Source organism: Xanthomonas sp. BRIP62411 (genome assembly GCF_003993525.1).
In the GTDB taxonomy this organism is placed as follows: Bacteria; Pseudomonadota; Gammaproteobacteria; order Xanthomonadales; family Xanthomonadaceae; genus Xanthomonas; species Xanthomonas euroxanthea.
The window spans coordinates 463481-480961 of record NZ_QEZI01000008.1; the positions used below are offsets into that span (position 1 = coordinate 463481).

General features: G+C 62.7%; 14 protein-coding genes and 1 pseudogene. 7 read left to right on the plus strand and 8 right to left on the minus strand.

The features are described from left to right. The first annotated feature begins 300 nt into the window (after positions 1-300). On the plus strand, positions 301-696 hold the full coding sequence (locus EO139_RS06315) for a SymE family type I addiction module toxin (RefSeq protein ID WP_126969779.1): 396 nt from the start codon (positions 301-303) through the stop codon (positions 694-696). Between the two features lie 103 nt (positions 697-799). Here EO139_RS06315 and EO139_RS06320 read toward each other — a convergent pair whose 3' ends face one another. The 4 genes from EO139_RS06320 to rimK form a co-directional block, all read right to left on the minus strand. Beyond that, a complete protein-coding gene (locus EO139_RS06320) occupies positions 800-2134 on the minus strand; it encodes a HAMP domain-containing sensor histidine kinase (protein WP_164739182.1) in 1335 nt (444 codons plus the stop codon). Then, positions 2127-2804, minus strand: coding sequence for a response regulator transcription factor (locus EO139_RS06325; protein WP_006448355.1), 678 nt, complete (start codon positions 2802-2804; stop codon positions 2127-2129). Before EO139_RS06325 ends, EO139_RS06320 begins: the two co-directional genes overlap by 8 nt. Positions 2805-2894: 90 nt before the next feature. Beyond that, complete coding sequence (locus EO139_RS06330; RefSeq protein ID WP_241235920.1) at positions 2895-3272, minus strand: hypothetical protein; 378 nt, start codon at positions 3270-3272, stop codon at positions 2895-2897. A gap of 226 nt (positions 3273-3498) precedes the next feature. Then, positions 3499-4404: a 30S ribosomal protein S6--L-glutamate ligase gene (gene rimK, locus EO139_RS06335; RefSeq protein ID WP_166763129.1), complete on the minus strand. Its 906-nt coding sequence runs from the start codon at positions 4402-4404 to the stop codon at positions 3499-3501. Between the two features lie 487 nt (positions 4405-4891). Between rimK and glgX the strand changes: the two genes are divergently transcribed. After that, positions 4892-7024 carry a glycogen debranching protein GlgX gene (gene glgX, locus EO139_RS06340; RefSeq protein WP_119127578.1) on the plus strand — a complete coding sequence of 711 codons (2133 nt, stop codon included), beginning with the start codon at positions 4892-4894 and terminating at the stop codon, positions 7022-7024. Between the two features lie 459 nt (positions 7025-7483). Here glgX and EO139_RS06345 read toward each other — a convergent pair whose 3' ends face one another. Then, positions 7484-7876 carry an H-NS family nucleoid-associated regulatory protein gene (locus EO139_RS06345; protein WP_104583655.1) on the minus strand — a complete coding sequence of 131 codons (393 nt, stop codon included), beginning with the start codon at positions 7874-7876 and terminating at the stop codon, positions 7484-7486. Positions 7877-7964: 88 nt separating this feature from the next. Then, entirely contained in the window at positions 7965-8360 is a 396-nt protein-coding gene (locus tag EO139_RS06350) for a hypothetical protein (protein WP_115677268.1), read from the minus strand. A 341-nt stretch (positions 8361-8701) separates the two neighbouring features. Between EO139_RS06350 and EO139_RS06355 the strand changes: the two genes are divergently transcribed. Further along, the gene (locus EO139_RS06355) at positions 8702-10969 is read left to right on the plus strand and encodes a methyl-accepting chemotaxis protein (RefSeq protein WP_126969781.1); all 2268 of its coding nucleotides are present in this window, start codon (positions 8702-8704) and stop codon (positions 10967-10969) included. Positions 10970-11744: 775 nt separating this feature from the next. Here the strand turns inward: EO139_RS06355 and EO139_RS06365 are convergent. Further along, a complete protein-coding gene (locus tag EO139_RS06365; protein WP_126969783.1) occupies positions 11745-13532 on the minus strand; it encodes a YbhB/YbcL family Raf kinase inhibitor-like protein in 1788 nt (595 codons plus the stop codon). An 890-nt stretch (positions 13533-14422) separates the two neighbouring features. Then, positions 14423-14850, minus strand: a pseudogene (locus EO139_RS06375) (zinc-dependent alcohol dehydrogenase); the annotation flags it as partial. A 274-nt stretch (positions 14851-15124) separates the two neighbouring features. Between EO139_RS06375 and EO139_RS21405 the strand changes: the two are divergent. The 4 genes from EO139_RS21405 to EO139_RS21775 all read left to right on the plus strand — a co-directional run bounded on the left by EO139_RS21405 (position 15125) and on the right by EO139_RS21775 (position 17400). After that, entirely contained in the window at positions 15125-15298 is a 174-nt protein-coding gene (locus EO139_RS21405; RefSeq protein ID WP_164739750.1) for a hypothetical protein, read from the plus strand. Continuing rightward, positions 15285-15827 (plus strand): ATP synthase F1 subunit epsilon, encoded by a 543-nt coding sequence (gene atpC, locus EO139_RS06380; protein WP_241235921.1) that lies wholly within the window; start codon positions 15285-15287, stop codon positions 15825-15827. The genes EO139_RS21405 and atpC overlap by 14 nt, the downstream gene beginning before the upstream one ends. Positions 15828-15895: 68 nt before the next feature. Beyond that, complete coding sequence (locus tag EO139_RS21770; RefSeq protein WP_206515119.1) at positions 15896-16645, plus strand: SLC13 family permease; 750 nt, start codon at positions 15896-15898, stop codon at positions 16643-16645. Further along, positions 16618-17400 carry an anion permease gene (locus tag EO139_RS21775; RefSeq protein ID WP_206515120.1) on the plus strand — a complete coding sequence of 261 codons (783 nt, stop codon included), beginning with the start codon at positions 16618-16620 and terminating at the stop codon, positions 17398-17400. The genes EO139_RS21770 and EO139_RS21775 overlap by 28 nt, the downstream gene beginning before the upstream one ends. Positions 17401-17481: the final 81 nt, after the last annotated feature.

Sequence of the window (17481 nt, forward strand, 5' to 3'; positions counted from 1 at the left end):
TCCGCCTCAAGGAGCGTAGAAACTCCGTGCATAGCGGTACCCACCTCCGTCAAACCGGTGGGTTTTTTGTGCCTGCCTGCAGGTACAAGCCGACGCGATGCCTGCGTCGGGAGGGCGGCTAATACAACACTCCTTCGGGAGGAATACGCCCGCCGACTATGCACGGTTTCTAACCTCCCGACATCCCGTCGCCGGCCGGCGACGGTGCCTGTTCTTCGAAGGAGGCGTTGTCATGGCAAATGTATCGATCTCGCAGGTTAATGGGCGTCGTCGCTCCGTGATGCTGGCGGAGGTGAGGAGATGAGCCGAACGAATTCTCCAAGCTCCATGCGGTCCAAACCGAACGTCAAGTGCACCGCTTCCGCCAAGCGAGCAGCCACGCCGGTAAAGGACACGCAGCCCATGCGGCTGGTGCCCTCGCCCACGTTCGATGTGGACAACCTCGCCTTCGACCGCCGCCACAGGTCTCGCGTGGACGATCTGCCGCCGCGGCCACCGCGCAAGGCACGCACGCCCACGCGCTGCACGGTGGGCTATGCGTTCTACGATGCAGAACCGGGCCGGCCCCACAGCCAGCGGATTCCCAGCGTGCGCTTGCGCGGGCTATGGCTGGAGCAGCTGGGGTTTGCGGTTGGGTGCAAGCTGCAGATCACTGCGCGTGCGGGCGAGTTGGTGGTGACGGTGGTGGAGCGCTGAGGGGTGTTTTGGGTGCGGTTGTTGGTTGGAGGCGCTGCCTTGGGGGACGCTATGGGTAAGGCTGTCGCGCCCGGGTGCGCTCCTACGGAGGTGCGGGTGGTGGTTAGCGGTGGAAGGCGAGTGTTGCGATGACGCCGCGTTGCTGGCCTGGGCGTACGCTGACGCGCCAGCCGTAGAGGTCGCACAGCCGGCTGACGATCGACAGGCCGATACCGCCGCCTTGCGAGTGGCCGGCGTGGGTGCCGCGGTAACCGCGCTGGAACAACTTGGCGGCGTCTTCCTCGCTCAGGCCGGGGCCGGAGTCGATCACTTCCACTGCATCGGCAAGTACGCGTACGCGCACCTGGCCGTCCTGGGTGTACTTGACCGCGTTGCCGATCAGGTTGCCCAGCGCTACCGACAAGGCGGATTCGGGCGCATCGATGACCAGGTCGCGCTCGCCTTCCAGCAGCAGCTCCAGCGGTTTGCCGCCGAGCTGGGCGCGGTGCGCGTCGATCAGTTGTTCGGCCACCTTGGCGACATTGCTGCTGCCCTGCCCGCGCTCGTTGCGCGAGAGCAGCAGCAGCGAGCCGATCAAATCGCTGCACTGCAGTTCGGCGCGCTGGATGCGTTGCAGGCGCTGCAGCATCTTTTCGTCGAGATTGGGCTTGGTGAGCAGCAGTTCGGTGGCGCCGCGAATCACCGCCAGCGGGGTGCGCAGTTCGTGGCTGACGTCGGCGTTGAATTCGCGGTCGCGCTGCACCACTTCGGTGAGGCGGGCCGAGTAATCGTCCAGCGCTTCAGCCAGCTGGCCAACTTCATCGTCCGGGAAGTGCGCGGCCAGCGGCTTGGGCTCGCTGGTGCCGCCGCGGTAGGCACGCAGGCGCGCGGCCAGGTCCGACACCGGGCGCATCACCTTGGATGCAGACCACCAGCCGATCAACAGCGAAAAGCCGCTGAACACCAGCACCGAGAGCATCAGCGTGCGCTTGAGCTGGATCTCGCCCTTGAGCGTCTGGGTCATGTCGTAGGCGAGGAAGAACCACTCGCTCGGCGTCTTGCGTACCGCCAGCTTGTACGAATACGCGTTGCCGCTGTCGTCCACGCCGGAGATGGTGTGGATGCCGTCGGGCAGCTGATACCACTCCGGCTGTTCCAGCCGCAGCGCATCGAACTTGTCGCTCTTGACCACGCGCCCGCGCATCTGCTGCACCGGCAGATCGGGGTTGCGCAGCGGGTCGGAGTAGAAGCGCTGCGCGAAGGCGTCGATATTGCGGTTCATCACGTCTTCGACCAACTGGTTTTCCACGCGCGAACGTGCCCAGTTGGTGGCGAAGGCGAACAGCGTGGTCAGGCAGAAGCCCAACAACACGAACGACAGGATGATGCGGCTGCGCAGACGCCGCCGGTAACGGCCGCGCTTGCGCGCCGGCCGCGCGCCGTTATTGCTTTCAGGCATCGGGCGAGGCGATGCGATAGCCGATGCCGTGACGGGTCTGGATCATCGGTACGTCGAACGGCTTGTCGACCACCGCGCGCAGGCCGTGGATATGCACCCGCAGCGAGTCCGAATCCGGCAGTTCTTCGCCCCAGACGCGGGTTTCCAGCTCCTGGCGGGTGACCACGGCCGGCGAGGCCTCCATCAGCGACTGCAGGATCTTCAACGCAGTGGGGTTCAGCTGCAGCAGCTTGCCGCGGCGACGCACTTCCAGCGTGTCCAGGTTGTATTCCAGGTCGCCGGTTTCCAGCACGCGGGTGTGCACGCCCTTGCCGCGACGCGACAGCGCATTGAGCCGCACTTCCACTTCCTGCAATGCAAACGGCTTGATCAGGTAGTCGTCTGCACCGGAGTCGAAACCGGCCAGCTTGTTGTCCAGCGAATCGCGCGCGGTGAGCATCAGCACCGGTGTCTGCTTGCGCGCTTCGTTGCGCAGCTTGCGGCACACTTCGATGCCATCCATGCCGGGCAGGTTGAGATCGAGCACGATGGCGTCGAACTCATGCACCACGGCCAGATGCAGCCCGGTCACGCCATCGGCAGCAAAATCCACCGTGTGGCCGCGGTCTTCGAGATAGTCGCCCAGATTGGCGGCGATATCGCTGTTGTCTTCGATTACTAGAATTCGCACTGGAACCTCATTCGTTAAACTGTTTTTAGCGCTGGCGCCGAGAAATTTCGTGTTGGCTTATAGTCGTTTGATGGCCGCACGCGGCGGCGGTCAGACACTGCCCGGTACTGATCTGCGAACCAGGTGCACGCGCGCGCCGGCGGTTGGCCGACCATCTTCGCCTGCCATGGTCAAAATCTGGGTGATGAGCTCCTGGTCGTTATGCGAGCCTGCGCGCTGCTCGGGCAGCAGCGCGGTGACATCCGGCTGTGCCTCAGACGCGGCCGCGATGCGCTCGGGTGACGCTGTCACCTTAACGTGCTCATCCTGACTGATCCCGGAGTGCGTCTGGCCCTTGTGCAGATCGCTAGGCACCTGCTGCGCCGGCGGCCTGGACGGCATGTCGATATCGGCCGCCACTGCGCAGGCAGGGCCGGTCAGCAGACCGATCACGATGAGCAGCCTTCCAATGCCGCGTTGCCTTGCCATGCCGACGCCTCCTTGTGTGCCTGAGCGATTTAACATCAGCGAATGTAGACGCGAAGCCTGGGGGCAGCAAGCCGCCACATAAAAAGGCCCAAGTGCGACAACGCACTTGGGCCAAAAGTTCATCCCGATCACCGTCACTGCCGAGAGCGGAGCTACGGTCGGGTGAGGCTAGCGAGGAAAGGATTAGATTTTCGTTAAATTTTCGATAACAACGCGGGTGGCCCGATCAGCGGATCGACTGCTCCAGGTGCTGGATGATCGCCGCCGCCACGTCCACCTCGCAGACCCCTTCCACGCCCTCCAGTCCGGGGGTCGAATTGACCTCGAGCACCAGCGGCCCGCGTGTGGAACGGATCAGGTCCACGCCCGCCACGGCCAGGCCCAGCGCGCGCGCCGAGCGCACCGCGACCTCCTGTTCCTGCTCGGTGGCCTGGGCCACCGCGGCGCTGCCGCCCAGATGCAGATTGGAACGGAAGTCGCCTTCGGCCGCCTGCCGGCGCATGGCGGCAACGACCCGGTCACCGACCACGAAGCAGCGCAGGTCCGCGCCCTCGGCCTCGCCGATGAACTCCTGCACGATGAAATTGGCGTAGAGCCCGCGCAGCGCCTCGACCACACCGCGCGAGGCGCTGGCTTTCTCGGTGAGGATCACCCCGGCGCCCTGCGCGCCCTCGTTCAACTTCACCACATGCGGCGGCGGGCCGAGCATCGACAGCAGGTCCTGGGTGTCGTCGGGGTTGTCGCCGAACACGGTCACCGGCATGTCGATGCCTTGCGCGGCCAGCAACTGATGCGCGCGCAGCTTGTCACGCGAGCGCAGGATGGCATCGGAGGGGTTGGGGGTGTAGGTGCCCATGAATTCGAGCTGGCGCAACACCGCGGTGGCATAGCGGGTGACCGATGCGCCGATGCGCGGGATCACCGCGTCGAACCCGGTGATCGGCTTGCCCTTGTAGTGCAGGCTGAAGCCGTCGGCGGCGATGCGCATGTAGCAGCGCAGCGGGTCGAGGATGCGCACGGTGTGGCCACGCTTGCGCCCGGCCTCGATGAGCCGCCGGGTCGAGTACAGCTTGCTGTTGCGGGAAAGGATGGCGATTTTCATCGCAGCAGGGGTACGGCGCGGCCTGGACATGGTCGGAGTCTGATGACGGAGTGACCCAAGTCCGCAGGTCTGCCGGTCGATTGCACGGGCGGGCAGCGTCCCTGCCCTGCATGCTGCGTTCGACGGGTGTGCGACGGCCCCGAGAATGGGAGGCGGAAGCGACGCAGCAAGGCAGCTGTCACACTGCATGCGTTGCATGACTCCGACGGCCTGGATGCTAGCAGGGCGGCTGCGCGGCGCTCAAGCGCGCGCGCATGACACCGGTGATGCACAGAGAGGGTTTGTCTGGCGACAGCCGCATAGACAACGCAGCCGACCTGCGCGATGCGTACATGTCAGATCCCTGCGGCCGTGCGCCCTGTTTCTCCGTCACTGCGGTCAGAAAATAATCGGCGGCCACGCCCTGCAACAACCGCCCTCACGCCGCCCCCCTGCCGTCGTGACGCAGTTTGCACAGCTGCCCACGCAATGCTTGAGTCCCCTCAATGCCGGCATGCCGGCGCACCCGAGACTCTCAATGCGACGTCCAGCAAGCGCGGCTTACGCCAACCCCTCCCGCATCCGCCAAGGACGCCCGTTTCCGCGCGGCGCCGTCTTCGATGGCAAGGGCACCAATTTTGCATTGTTTTCCGCGCATGCCACCCGCGTGGAATTGTGCCTGTTCGACGAACAGGGCACCGAAGTGCGGGTGGACCTTCCGGAATACACCAACGAGATCTGGCACGGCTACCTGCCCGACGTCAAACCCGGACAGCGCTACGGCTACCGCGTGCATGGCCCGTATGAACCGACCGAAGGCCACCGCTTCAACCACAACAAGCTGTTGATGGACCCGTACGCACGCGAGATGGATGGCGACCTGATCTGGGCGGACGAACTCTACGGTTACACCGTGGGCCACCCGGACGGCGACCTGAGCTTCGACGAGCGCGACAGTGCGCCGTTCATGCCCAAGTGCGTGGTGGTCGAAGACACCTACGACTGGGAAGACGACGCGCGCCTGCTGACGCCGTGGAACGAGACGGTGATCTACGAGACCCATGTGCGTGGCTACACCATGCGCAACCCGCAGGTACCGGAAGCCGTGCGTGGCACCTTTGCCGGCCTGGCACAGCCGCAGGTCCTGCAATACATCAAGGACCTGGGCATCACCGCGGTCGAACTGTTGCCGGTGCATGCGTATCTGGACGACCAGCATCTGCTGGACAAGGACCTGCGCAATTACTGGGGCTACAACACCATCGGCTTCTTCGCGTTGAAGTCGCGTTACCTGTCCAGCGGGCATCGCGATGAATTCCGCGACATGGTCAAGGCCATGCACAAGCAGGGCCTGGAGGTGATCCTGGACGTGGTCTACAACCACACCGCAGAAGGCAGCGAGCTTGGCCCGACGCTGTCGTTCAAGGGCATCGACAACGCCAGCTACTATCGCCTTGCCGAAGACAAGCGTTACTACATCAACGACACCGGCACCGGTAATACGCTCAATCTGAGCAACTCGCGGGTGATCCAGTTCGTCAACGATTCGCTGCGCTACTGGGCCAGCGAGATGCATGTGGACGGCTTCCGCTTCGATCTGGCCACGATCCTGGGACGCGAGCCGAGCGGCTTCGACCAGCGCGGCGGCTTCCTGGATGCATGCAACCAGGACCCGCTGCTGTCGGAGGTCAAGTTGATCGCCGAGCCCTGGGACTGCGGCCCCGGCGGCTACCAGGTCGGTCACTTCCCGCCGGGCTGGTCGGAATGGAACGACAAGTTCCGCGACAATGCGCGCGAGTTCTGGAAGGGCGAAGACGGCAAGCTGGCCGAGTTCGCCACCCGCTTCACCGGCTCGGCAGACCTGTTCGATCGTCGCGGTCGCCGCCCGTGGGCATCGGTCAACTTCATCACCGCGCACGATGGATTCACCCTGCGCGACCTGGTGAGCTACAACGAAAAGCACAACATGGCCAACGGCGAGGACAACCGCGACGGCTCGTCCAACGATGGCTCCTGCAACTACGGCGAGGAAGGCGACACCGAGAATGCGGACGTGCTGCAGATCCGCGAGCGGCAGATGAAGAACCTGCTTGCCACGCTGCTGCTTTCGCAAGGCACGCCGATGATGCTCGCCGGCGACGAGCGTGCGCAGTCGCAGGGCGGCAACAACAATACCTATTGCCAGGACAACGAGATCACCTGGCTGGACTGGGAAAACGACCCGACCGATGGCCGCCTGACCGACTTCGTCAAGGCGCTGACGCAATTGCGCAAGCGCTATCCGATCCTGTCGCGCGGCCGCTTCCTCAACGGCCAGTACAACGAAGAAGCGGGCCTGCGCGATCTCACCTGGCTCAATCCGGGCGGGACCGAGATGGACGACGCGCACTGGACCGACGCCGGCGCGCGCTCGGTGGGACTGCTGCTGGAAGGCAAGGCACAGACCTCCGGCGTCAAGGAACTGGCCAACGACGCCACCTTGCTGATCGTCATCAATGCCTACCACGAAGGCGTCACCTTCACCCTGCCCTCGACCGACGAACCGGTGCATTGGAAGCTGGTGCTCTCGACCGACGAAGCCCTGGAAGTGGACATGATGCCGGCAGGCGCCAGCGAATTCCTGGCCCCGCCGCGCAGCGTGTCGGTATTCGAGTGCAAGAACGACCAGTAACCCTGATGCGATAAACCAGACGCGCGGTCTGCCGGAACTCCGGCAGGCCGCGCGTTTTTTATTGCGTCGACAGAGCCAATGGATGCTCCGGTTTGAACCGGATCTGCACTGCCGGTCGGTAAATACCGCTGCTGTTTTCGTGTGCGGTTACCACTCTGCCGCTGACACCCAGCTGCGCGTCAAGCGCGGGTCAAACAGCAGCGCGCCTGACGACGGCGCGATCGCAGATCAAGCTCCGATTGCTTTGCTGGCGAAAGCGCTTTTTAAGGCGGTATCGATGACACCTATGGCCTGGATCACGGCGACATCGGCAAGCGTAATCACTGCCAGCCTGGATTGCACGATCCGGCAACGCCTGCAATGCAGCGCGGCACTTACAGCGATAAAACCAAGGTGCAGGAAGGCCGTAATCGCCAGGCGACACGCGCGCGTGCGGCCAGCCCTTGACTCTTCAAGAACTCAGCCCGGATACAACGGGAATCGCTTGTCCGGATGGTTGGCCTTCCATTCCTTGTAGGAGCTGGTGCCTTCCCATGCCTTGAACGCGCGCGGTGTGCGGCCACGCCCGGACCAGGTCTCGCCGGAATGCGGAATCCAGTACTTGGCGACGACCTCGCCCGTGGACGACAACGGCCCCTTGGACTTGCCGGTCATTGCCAGCGACGCGATCTGGGACTTCTGCTTGGCATTGAAGCGGCTGCCGAACTGGGTCAGCACCTCGACCACCTGGTCGAAGGCTTCCAGCGTCTGGGCGTACTTCAGCTGGGCTTCTTCCTGCTCGAGCTTGCGCAGCTCTTCCAGCAATTGGGCTTTGGCGGCGGCGGCGGATGAAGCGGGCGGAACCTGGCGCATTGGCAAAACTGAGGTTGGAAGGGTCAGCGAGTATTGCTGTTGCGCCGGCTAGCGTAAAGCGGCCGGGCGCGCCCGAGTCTGGCGGCGCTCAGCGATGGCGCAGCAAGGCGTGCTCGCGGGCCATGGTCAGCACCGGCCCGATGCGCCCGGCCCGGATCAGCTCGCGGCAGTGCTTGCCGACGAACTCGACCCTGGGCGCCGAGAACCACTGCACCACCCGATCCAGCTCGCCGGCGTTGATGGACCAGGCATGGCAGACCGCCTCGCCCAGTTCTTCCACGCCCACCAGCCCCAGCTCGCGGATCTGCTCGGAATCCAGTGCGAACATCTCCAGCACCTTGCCCGCATCGTCCGGAGTGCCGTAGTCAAAGCGCATCTGCCCGGCCAATTCGGCGCAATACGCAATAGAGGCTGCGCGCGCGGATTCGGCGCGTCGGATGCCCTTGAGAAGTGCGCCGATAAGTTGAGGATGCGTGGTGGTCATGGTGCTCGCTCGACGTGCCCGGCACTATGCCCATCGCCGCGCACCCGCTCAATCAGGAGCTTCCTGACCATGGGGAACGAAATGGCGAAGCAGCTACCAAACCCCGGCCTGTCGCCCCCATGCTCGGCGACCCCCTACGCTGTGTAAGTAACTCACCCACATTCGCCCCGAAATGACCCCACGGGGATTGCGGCAAGCTCCGACGGCATAAGGTGACAAGTGCCGCAAAAAGCACAGCATTTGTATAGATCTTGAATATACATGTATGCCTTTTCTTCATTCCTTGCGGTAGAGGCCGCTAAGTGTGTGTGCGCTTTTGCACAGCTCCGAAGGTTTACGAGATGGAATTTCTTCAAAGGCACGGCGTTGGTAAGCGCCTGGGCGCCGCATTCGGCGTCCTGATTCTTCTTTCTGCCATGCTTGTTGCAGCAGGCCTGTGGACGATGTCGGTTTCCAAACACCAGTTGGACTCGATCGTTCAAGACCGGATGGCGAAGATCCAGGTCGCCAACGAAATGCTGGACGCCAACTCATCGATCCTGGTAGCGCTCGGGACCTATGCAATGGTCACCAGCGATGCGCTCAACAAAGAGGCTGTCAAGACCATCAGTGACGAACGGGCCCGCTACAACGGGCTACGCGAAAAGCTCAGAGCCCTGGACAGCCTTTCCTTATCTGAAGGCGGTCGCCGCGTCAGAGTCGCCCTGGACGAACGCCGCACCATTGCTCGCAGCTTCACTGATCAGGTGATGGCCCTGTGCGCCGAAGGGGACCGCATGGGAGCACAAACCCTGCTGAGCGAGAAGGGAAGACCCGCCGTCCTGCTCTGGCAGAAAACACTGCGGGAGTTGGTGTCACGCCAGAACAACAACACCAAGGATGCGTACGCGGAAGCACTGGCCGCCATTGCAGGCGGACGGGCCATGCTCATTACCGGTGGCGCCGTTGTCCTGATCGCAAGCGCTTTGCTGGGCTGGATCATTACCCGCAGCCTCACCACGCCCCTGGCCCGTGCAACACAGGTCGCCAATGCCATTGCGCAAGGGGATCTGACCAGCAACGCGCAAACCAAGGCTCGGGACGAACCAGGGCGTTTGCTTCAGGCAATGCAGGTCATGCAAACGCAGATCCGCAGCCTGATGGCGGCCCAGTCAGACATGGCCAGGCGCCATGACGAAGGCCAGATCAGTTTTCTGATGGATGCCAGCGCACTGCCCGGCGACTACGGCCGCATGGCCGAGGACACCAACGCCCTGGTTGCCTCCCACCTCAGCGTGCAGTCCAACCTCGCACGCATCATGGGCCGCTATGCCATTGGCGATCTGAGTGAAGACATGGAGCAGTTGCCTGGCGAAAAAGCCGTGCTGACGCAGACCATGAATGAGGTCAAGACCAACCTGTCTGCCATGAACCTGGAAATCAAGCAGTTGGCACAAGCTGCTGCCAATGGCGACTTCACCGCACGCGGCGATGCGGAACGGTTCCAGTACGACTTCCGCATCATGGTCGAGAGCCTCAACCTGCTCATGGCCACCGCGGACAGCAACCTGCAATCCTTGTCCTCGCTGCTGCAGTCCATCGCCGCAGGCGACCTCACGGCCCGCATGACCGGCGAGTTCAAGGGCGTCTTCGCCCAGATGCGCGACGATGCCAATACCACTGCTGCACAGCTTGCAGAGATTGTCGGACGCATCCAGCAGTCGGCGGTGTCCATCAATTCGGCAGCCAGCGAGATTGCGGCAGGCAACCAGGACCTGTCCCAGCGCACTGAACAGCAGGCGGCCAACCTGGAAGAAACCGCTGCCTCGATGGAAGAACTCACCTCCACCGTGCGCCAGAACGCCGAACATGCGCGCCAGGCCAACCAGCTGGCGATTGGCGCCGCAGGCGTGGCATCCCAGGGCGGCGAAGTCGTCGGCCAGGTGGTCGCAACCATGAGCGGTATCGAGGCGTCGTCCAAGAAGATCGCCGACATCATCTCGGTCATCGACGGTATCGCGTTCCAGACCAACATCCTGGCATTGAATGCCGCCGTGGAAGCGGCGCGGGCCGGCGAGCAAGGCCGCGGCTTCGCGGTGGTGGCCTCGGAAGTGCGCACCCTGGCCCAGCGCTCTTCCGGCGCAGCCAAGGAGATCAAGGACCTGATCGACGACTCGGTGCAGCGCGTTGTGGAAGGCTCGGCCCTGGTGCGCAGCGCCGGAACCACGATGACCGAAGTGGTCGCCAGCGTGCAGCGCGTCACCGACATCATGGGCGAAATCTCTGCAGCCTCGCAGGAACAGTCGGCCGGCATCGAGCAGGTCAACACCACCGTGACGCAGATGGATGAAGCGACCCAGCAGAACGCCACACTGGTCGAGGAGGCGACCGCTGCAGCCCGCGCGATGGAAGAACAGGCCACGCAGCTGACCGACGCCGTGGCGGTGTTCAAGATCGACAAGAGCAACGTTGCGGTCCGCGCGGCTCCTGCCTCGTCAGCCATTGCTGGCTCAAACAGCAACAGGACGCCAACGCCTGTGAAGACACCCGCAAAAATTGTCCCGCACCGTGCAGCGCGCAAACTGGAAGCCATCAGCTCCACTGACGGCGCAGGCTGGCAGGAGTTCTGAGTCAATCCAGGTGGGCCCAGATTTTCTGGGCCCACCGGGGTTCTGATTCGCCCCGGCATTGCACAGCAGCAGACGGTGGCAAACGCTTGTCCTGCATTTCCGAGTCCGCTATAAGTTGCCCCTAAGCGGGCTTAACAGCACCGACATAGTGGCCAGGTAGGCTCGCTCCTCAGGGTCAGATGAGGTGCGGGGCTACCGTCCGTGCATCAAAGGGCATAAATGCAAACACTGATAAATGACCTGGAAGTGCTGCTGGCAGCTTGGGATGCGCAGGCAAAAATTTTTGATTCATGCGACATGCCTGCGTCCGCACTTGCCTTTCGAGAATGCCGGCGGCGCTTGAGCCTGGTCTTGGCACCGCATGTTGGCGCTTTCGGCGCACATGCCACGAAGGTCACTACCCCTCCTTGACGGATCAGGGGTAACCCAAGCGCTTGGCCACTAGTCCAGCCGCCAAGGAGGATGTGGAAGCTTGCGCACTCAACGGGCCACGTCCAGCACCAGCTGCGGGCCCATAGGCGGACATGGCTTGGCGCGACAAAGGTCAGGCGATCCCGCAGCCGGGTCGGTGTATTGGATACAACAAATGCCAACGCCCCAGGCAACGGTGTCGCTGAAAGGCAAACGCCGATGGTGAACACCCATCTCTGTTGAAAGATCACGATCTCCAGCCGTGCGGGCGCCTTCAGCGCCCGCTACGTCCGCGAATCGAAGAATGGAAAGCCCCATCTACGACAGGGATGGCAATGCGATCAACTCGCGGTTTCCGGCGCGATTACTTCGGTGGGGCGACGGTTTGGGCGTAGGTACCCAACGTTTCGCCTTTCGCCAGAACATGGCCCGACGCAGCGGCAAGCACCTCGTCCCGGGTCGCACCCGGCTTGACGTCCAGCATGGTGTCCAGCGCCAGGACCTGGAAGTGATAGTGGTGCGGCGGATCGCCCACCGGCGGGTGCGGTCCGTAGTAGCCAACCGAACCACGGCTCGTTGCCCCCTGCAGCACGCCATCGGGCTCAGTCAGACGCATCTGCTCCTGCAGGCCCTCGGGCAGCTGGGTGACCTTGGCGGGAATGTTCCAGGCCACCCAATGGACGAATGGCGTGATGGGCCTGGCATCGGGGTCTTCCATGATCACGACGTAGGAGGTGGCCTTGGCAACCGCTTTCCATGACAGCGCCGGCGAGACGCCATCGGCGTAATCGCTGAAGCGCTTGTCCATCGCAGCGCCGCTGGCAAACGCGGGCGCAGTCACGGTGAGCGTTCCCTTGCTGTTGGTCTCGGGACGAGCCAGGGCGAGCGGCACCCCATTGCCCTGGTTGACCTGTTTCTCGAGCGACGCCGCTGGTGCTGCGCTGGGTTGCCCTGCTGCCGCAGCGCGGGCCGGTACGCCCGTGGCGGAGATGCGGTAGATGACGCCATTGGCATCGTCCGAGACCAAGAGCGCGCCGTTGGCCGTCTCCGCCAGGCCCACGGGCCGCGCAAAGTGTTTCGTGCCGCCCTCGGTCAGGAAGCCGGTCACGAGTGGCTCGAAAGCGACCGGCTTGCCGTTTTCGAACTTCAGCCGCACCACCTCGTAGCCGGACGCTGGCTTGCGATTCCACGACCCACGGAAGGTGATGAAGGCATCGCCCTTGTAATCGGCCGGGAAGGATGCGCCCCGGTAGAAGTGGAACTGCATGGCTGCGGCGTGAGCCGTGTAGCCCAGGACCATCGGTTCGCTGATCGCGGCCCACTGCTGCTTGGTCATCTCGCCCTGCGGCGTGCTCTGCGGGTTGACCCCGTCCTTGCCCCAGATGTGGGGCCAGCCATATTGCTTGCCCTTGACGATGTGGTTGAGCTCCTCCGGCTGGACCTCATCGCCCAAGAAATCCATGCCCTGGTCCATGCCCCAGAACTCGCCGGTCGCAGGGTCCCAATCGAAGCCGATGGTGTTGCGCAGGCCACTAGCAAAGATGGTGCGTGACTTCCCATCCGGCGACACGCGCAGCATCGTCGCGTGCTCGGGGTTGGTCTCGTTGCACGCATTGCAGGTGGAGCCGATGCTCAGATACAGCATGCCGTCCGGGCCGAATGCCATCGTACGGTTCGGGTGCTGCCCACCGTCCGGTAGATCGCCCACCAGCAACCTGAGTGGTCCCAGGGTTCCGTCTTTCAGAATCGGGGCGACGAACAGCTCCTTGACCGTGACCAGGTAGAGCTGGCCATCGCGAACCGCCAGGCCATGCGCTCCGGATCGGTTGGCCACCACCTTGGCAGGTGCGTCGAGCTTGCCATCGTCGTTGGCGTCCTTCAGCAGCAGGACGTCGCCCTGATCACGCCGGGACACGTAGATGTTGCCGCCCGGCGCCACGGCGATGATGCGGGCATTCTTCAGCCCGGTTGCGAGCGGCTTAATCTGAAAGCCTGCCGGAACTTTCAACCCAGCCATCTGACCAGCACTGGCGTCCACCTTGTCCGGCTTGAATGTGTGCACCTGCGCCGGCACGTCGGTGCCATCCCCTTGCTGCGCGTGTGCGTGACCTACCAACAATCCGAGCAGTGCTGCGGACAGGATACGGCGCATATGGCTCTCCCGATGCGTGGATAAGGTGCTCTCAAGGACTGCCTGGTGGATCGGCAGCCGACACGATCTTTTTGCACGGGATGCGTGATGGGAACAGCAAGGAAACGCCTGCTTCACCTTGCTCACGGCCCATGGCCATGGCCCGAGTGAATTAGACGCCGGGCCGGTTGACGCAAGCACAGTCGGTACAGGTCACAATGACGACGATCGGGGTCAGACAGGTAGTCCTGCGCAAGGAGATTTCGGTGGAGACATCTGTCGTCGTCACATTGGAGGCCGCGTTTGCGGGGTTCACATTCCTGCCCTGGATTGCGTGGGCGCACAACAGCCTCAACCCCACGTTGATTCTTCATGCAGAGCGTGTGGAGTACCGCGTCTTGCGGACCCGTACTCGGCCTTACGCAGATGTTGCCTTGGTCGACTACCGGAAGACCCACGGAACCGAGAACATCGTGCTTGCGTTCCACGGATCGAAGACCACCTTCATTGCGAACACAGGGCTGCTGCGACGGACCAGGGAGGCCATCCACTTGCTCCACCAGCGTGGCTGCCCTCTTTCGGATCGTGCGCGTACGTTGATTTCTCCAGGCAGCAGCAACGACACCCACGCCCCATCGCGCTAACGCACCCGCACGACGTGCAAGGCTCAGACCACCACAATGCCGCTGCGTCGCTGCGCCGGCTGACCACAGCGGGCTCAGCGGCAGGTTCGGCGTCGGCAGCGGTCAAACCGCGAAGCGCCCGGTCAGCTCGTCGTGGGCAGCACGGTCTGGCGCAGGGGCGGATGCAACGGAAACGAACCGCGCTGCTGCTACGCAACGCGTTGCATCCCCTACCACGGCCCAGCTGTGCGTGCCCTCATTCCAGGGCGACGCCCTCCACAGGCTTGCTCAATCCGCGAAGCTCAACACCACGCGACCTTCGATGGCGCCTTGGTGCATGCGGGTAAATACCTCGTTGATGTTTTCGAGCCGGTCGGTCTGGACCGTCGCGGCCACCTTGCCCTGCCCTGCGAAGTTCAGCGACTCTTGCAGATTCAAACGGCTGCCAACGATCGATCCCCGCCCGGTCACGCCGTTGAGCCCTCCTTCTTCGCATTGACCGCCACAGTGGCGCCCGGTGGCCGGGCGAGATCCAGCTTGGCGTCGTCCACATCGACCGCTGCCACAGTGAGTCACATCGCCTTGGCGCGTTACGCGGCCATATGAACCAGCCCGCCGATGCCGGAGATGACGACCCAGTCTCCAGGCTTGGTGTCGGTCATTTTGAGCCCCTTGTAGACCGTCACACCTGCGCCAAGAATGGGAGCGATCCGAACGACTTCTTAGAAAGCAAGCGTTGGAGTGACGCCAAACGCCTCACCTCAAAGCCCCTTTTGAGTTCAATCAATTTTCCGTGGCGCGAGCGCTTTCCAGCAGGCTGCACGCCATGCACCTGGATGCCCAGGACCCAACACCAGAAACGACCGGTAAATAAGCATCAGCTCTCCGCATCCTTGACTGACATTTTTTGCATGACGATGCCCGAATCAATTCGGTTTGCTCCGGCACATACCATCATCCCAGCTTGCCCCAGAGGCCGTTCGATCCGAGTTGATCGAAATCAAGGCAGGCGTGTATGGTGCAATGCATCATGAGACCCGAGGTGGCACCGGCTGGCGTCGCTTTTCGGTGTCGAAGTCGCGCCATGATGGCGAGAAAGAAAAGCTGTTGTGGGGGGCAACAGCGTCATATTTTTTCAAGGAGTGTGGACATGAGGCCTGGTGAAAAATCAGCAGTCGTTACCGGTGCTGCGCAACGCAGTGAGGCTTCTTCAGGCAAGGCTCCAGGCGGATACGACATGCACGCACACACGTCTGCCCATCCCAGACCCGACTTCATCGCCAATGCCCAGCAGACCTTCGGGCTGACTGTCGTGAGCCTCACGGGAGCCCAATGGGAGGGACGCGCACGGGAGGTCAGTCTTCCTGGAGAACGGGGCCGATTTGGCGTGATGGCACGACATACACCAATGCTGAGCACGCTGCGCGAAGGCATGATCCTCATTTATCCGGAAACGGGCGAGCCGCCTTTCCAGCTCTATGTGTCGGGCGGCTTCGTCGAGGTCCAGCCAACTCACGTCGCCGTTTTGGCTGACCTGGCGCTGCGAAGCGAAGACCAGGACAGGGCGAAGGCCGAAGTTGCGAAAACTGCCGCGAATTCGCCCATGGCAACGTCTCTCACGGACGCTGCCTATGCGCAAACGCACGCCGAGCTCATGCATCACTTTGGGGAAAGCCCACGCGCCAAGCCTTGATGACTGGAACCGCGGCACATCGCCTCAAGCGTTCTCCGCTTGTTGGACAGTCATAAAGAGGGCCCCGCATGCCAGGTCGCGTCAAAGCAGCATTCAAGTATTTCAATCAAGCCGTGCCGTTCAAACTGCCCCAGGCCCTGGTGACAACGGCAGTGCTTATCGCATTGCTCTTGCTCCCGTGTCCTGAAGGCCTGTCGCCCAAGGCCTGGGGGCTGGTCGCCATCTTCCTGACCACCATCATCGCGATCATCCTCAAGGTCATGCCCATCGGGGTGATGGCGATGATGGCCATCGTCATCGTCGCGCTTTCCCAAGTCACGTCAACCAGCTCCAAGGGTGCGATCACTGATGCGCTCAGCAGCTTCTCGAGCCCGCTCATCTGGCTGATCGTGGTTGCGATCCTGATTTCCCGTGGCCTGAAGAAGACGGGCCTGGGGAACCGTATCGGCATGGTGTTCATTGCGCTCCTGGGCAAACGGACACTGGGCATCGGCTACGGCCTGACGATCTGCGAGCTCCTGCTCGCCCCCTTCACCCCCAGCAATACCGCGCGTGGCGGGGGCATTGTTCACCCCATCATGAGGTCTATTGCCAACTCGTTCGATTCCGATCCGGCCAAAGGCACGCAAGGCAAGGTGGGGACCTACCTGGCATTGGTGAACTACCACGCCAATCCCATCACATCGGCAATGTTCCTCACCGCCACAGCACCCAATCCGCTGGTGGTCGATTATGTCGCCAAAGCGACGACCAACAGCTGCACCTGTCCTGGACGACCTGGGCGCTCTGCATGCTTCTGCCGGGGCTGGCCTGTTTGATCATCATGCCTCTGGCCATCTATCTGCTGTCTCCTCCGGAGTTGAAGGCCACCCCTAACGCGGTTGATTTCGCCAAGACCGAATTGAAGGCGATGGGGCCGCTGACGGCGAAAGAAAAAGTGATGATCGGGACGTTTGGTTTGCTGTTGGTCCTTTGGGCGAACGTGCCCGCCATGATTTTCGGCCCCTCATGGACCCTGGATCCCACAGTCGTGGCATTCGTTGGCTTGTTTACGCTGATCATCACCGGCACGCTGGACTGGGACGACGTGCTTTCCGAAAAAAGTGCGTGGGACACGCTGGTGTGGTTTGGCGCGCTGGTGATGATGGCCGAACAGCTCAACAAGCTGGGCGTGGTTGGCTGGTTCACCGAGGCCATGAAGGGCGCCATCATCGCGAGTGGAATGGGATGGAAAGCCATCGCCGGCGTGCTCGTCCTGGCCTTTGTCTTTTCCCATTATCTGTTCGCGAGCACCACCGCCCACATCAGTGCGATGCTGCTTGCGTTCCTGGGCGTGGGTGCGCTGCTCATACCGCCGGATTACGTCATCCCCTTCATGCTCATGATGACCGCGTCTTCGGCGATCATGATGACACTGACGCACTATGCCACGGGAACCTCACCCATCATTTTCGGCAGCGGCTACGTCAGCCTGGGCGCCTGGTGGAGGATCGGACTGATCATGTGCCTGCTTGAGCTCCTCATCTTCGGTCTCGTCGGCAGCACCTGGTGGAAAGTCCTTGGCTTCTGGTAGACCTTGGATCTCCCCATGAGCAGCCAGGAACACAGCGCCTGACACGCCACCTGGCAACGGCCAACTCATCGCGCAGCGTGG